This is a genomic window from Pontibacterium sp., assembly GCF_041587635.1.
In the GTDB taxonomy this organism is placed as follows: domain Bacteria; phylum Pseudomonadota; class Gammaproteobacteria; order Pseudomonadales; family Balneatricaceae; genus Pontibacterium.
Genome location: NZ_JBFGYC010000573.1, coordinates 1 through 2,503, shown reverse-complemented (window position 1 = coordinate 2,503; position 2,503 = coordinate 1). Strand labels below are relative to the sequence as shown.

The following is a 2,503-nucleotide window of genomic DNA, read 5'->3' as shown; positions in this document are numbered from 1 at the left end:
TGAATGGGTGCAGGACCGGCAAACCCGCATGAGAGGAGGGGATAAGAGCGGTTTATAGATTGACTACCGATAGCCATAAGGAAAGGGGAAAACTAATCTTCGATTTCGCCGGCGGATTCGATGGCCGAGCGTGCTTCATCCATCGAAAAGCCACGCTGCAGCAGATAACGCATCTGCTTGCCAAATACCTTGTAATCACCCGCTGGCGGTTCACGAAAACGGCGAGCCCAGGCATCTTGCGCAAGTTCGAACCAATCGGGATCCAATTCATCCAGCACCCGCATTAACAGACTGTCCGGAATCTTCTTCTGCTTTAAATCAAAGCTGATTCGTTTTAAGCCATAACTCTGGGAGAGCTTATTTCTGACGAATGCCCCAACAAAACGCTCGTCGCTGAGATAACCGTCCTGCTCCAACGCATCAAGCACCATATCCAGATCATCGATCGGATACTTACGTGCATACTTCTGTTCCACCTCATAACGGCAATAATCGCGGCGCGCCAGCAAGCGCATGACCGCCAGCTTGATCTCTTGCTGTATTTCCAAAGCACTACTCTCCGTATCAATCGGTGGCGCCCAATACGCAAAAGGCCTCTTGCGAGGCCTTATAACTATATTTCAGATGATCGAATCCACCGATCAGGACAGATCCAGCTGCTCGCTGTCTTCCTTCTCGTCAGTCGCCTTTTCCGGCAGCTCATTATTCAGTAGCTGACGACGGATTTCAGCTTCAATCTCCTGCGCCATCTCTGGATGCTCTTCCAGATAGTTGGCAGCATTCGCCTTGCCCTGACCGATCTTACTACCTTGGTAGGCGTACCATGCACCAGATTTATCAACCAGACCTTGCTTCACACCCAGATCAATCACTTCGCCCATATGGTAGATACCCTGACCATACATGATCTGGAACTCTGCCTGACGGAACGGTGGCGATACTTTGTTCTTCACCACTTTAACGCGGGTTTCGTTACCAACAACCTCATCGCCCTGCTTAACTGCACCGATGCGGCGAATATCCAGACGCACAGAGGAGTAAAACTTCAGCGCATTACCACCGGTTGTCGTTTCCGGGTTACCGAACATCACACCAATCTTCATACGGATCTGGTTGATGAACACCAACAGGCAGTTCGCATTCTTCACACTACCGGTCAGTTTACGCAGCGCCTGAGACATCAGTCGCGCCTGCAGGCCCACGTGGGAATCCCCCATGTCACCTTCAATTTCCGCTTTGGGCGTCAAAGCCGCTACGGAATCGACGATGATCACATCAACCGCATTGGAACGTACCAACATATCGGTAATTTCCAATGCCTGCTCGCCGGTATCTGGCTGCGACACCAGCAACGCATCTACATCTACACCCAGTTTTTCAGCGTAAATCGGGTCCAGTGCGTGCTCCGCATCAACGAACGCACAGGTTTTACCCAGCTTCTGCGCTTCAGCAATAACCTGCAACGTCATCGTTGTTTTACCCGATGATTCAGGACCGTAGATCTCAACAACGCGACCAAACGGCAGGCCGCCTATACCCAATGCAATATCCAGTGTAAGTGAGCCTGTGGAAACAGCAGGGATCGCCTCACGCGGCTGATCACCCATACGCATGACTGCACCTTTACCAAACTGTCTTTCGATCTGAGAAAGCGCAGCATCGAGCGCCTTTTTACGATTTGCGTCCATCTTCAACCTTACCTATTGCGCTGAAAAAATACTGTATGTTTGGACAGTATTATTTCACAACTTTTTCGGATTGCAAGTTACTTCAGCTCAATTTGTCCAACAACATCTGTAAAGCATGACTTATTGCTTGCTGACGCACATCATGACGATCACCGTCAAAGTAACAGGTTTGCATGCTGACAGGCTGATCCTGACATGCACACGCAAAGCACACCATGCCCACCGGCTTTTCAGGAGTTCCACCGCCCGGTCCTGCTACACCGCTGATTGCAATGGACAGATCAGCCCCCGCATTATTCCGCGCCCCCAGCGCCATCTCTGCGGCAACATCCTCAGACACTGCACCAAAGTTTTTCAACGTGCTCGCAGATACTCCAAGCATCAACTCTTTCAGCCGGTTGCTATAAGTAACATAACTGCCTTCAAACCATGCTGAAGAACCTGCCAACTCGGTGATACTCATCGCCACACCTCCGCCCGTACAGGATTCCGCAGCGGTCACCGTCCATCCCCGGGCTAACAACCGCTCTGCCAACTGCTCAACTTTCTCCGCTATCACCTGCTGCATGCTGCCTCCGCTACGCATCCCAATTCAATTGACGTACAATCCTAGGCCAATTATCCGTATTAAGCCTCTGATTCAACCTGACTATGACAAGCCAATCTCCCGCGTTCAAAAATCATACCCCAATGATGCAGCAGTATCTGCGTATAAAATCGCAGCATCCGGACCAACTGGTTTTCTACCGTATGGGGGACTTCTACGAGCTGTTCTACGACGACGCAACAAAAGCGTCGCAACTGCTCGATATCTC

General features: G+C 50.8%; 4 protein-coding genes. 1 reads left to right on the top strand and 3 read right to left on the bottom strand.

Going from position 1 to position 2,503, the window contains the following annotated elements:
* Window positions 1-92: 92 nt before the first annotated feature.
* The 3 genes from ABYW01_RS19220 to ABYW01_RS19210 form a co-directional block, all read right to left on the bottom strand.
* Window positions 93-548: a regulatory protein RecX gene (locus ABYW01_RS19220; RefSeq protein WP_372835942.1), complete on the bottom strand. Its 456-nt coding sequence runs from the start codon at window positions 546-548 to the stop codon at window positions 93-95.
* A 93-nt stretch (window positions 549-641) separates the two neighbouring features.
* Window positions 642-1,688 (bottom strand): recombinase RecA, encoded by a 1,047-nt coding sequence (gene recA / locus ABYW01_RS19215; RefSeq protein ID WP_372835940.1) that lies wholly within the window; start codon window positions 1,686-1,688, stop codon window positions 642-644.
* Between the two features lie 82 nt (window positions 1,689-1,770).
* Window positions 1,771-2,256, bottom strand: coding sequence for a CinA family protein (locus ABYW01_RS19210; RefSeq protein WP_372835938.1), 486 nt, complete (start codon window positions 2,254-2,256; stop codon window positions 1,771-1,773).
* Between the two features lie 83 nt (window positions 2,257-2,339).
* Here ABYW01_RS19210 and ABYW01_RS19205 point away from each other — a divergent pair.
* Window positions 2,340-2,503: hypothetical protein (locus ABYW01_RS19205; protein ID WP_372835944.1), on the top strand; the 164-nt coding region annotated here is incomplete at its 3' end.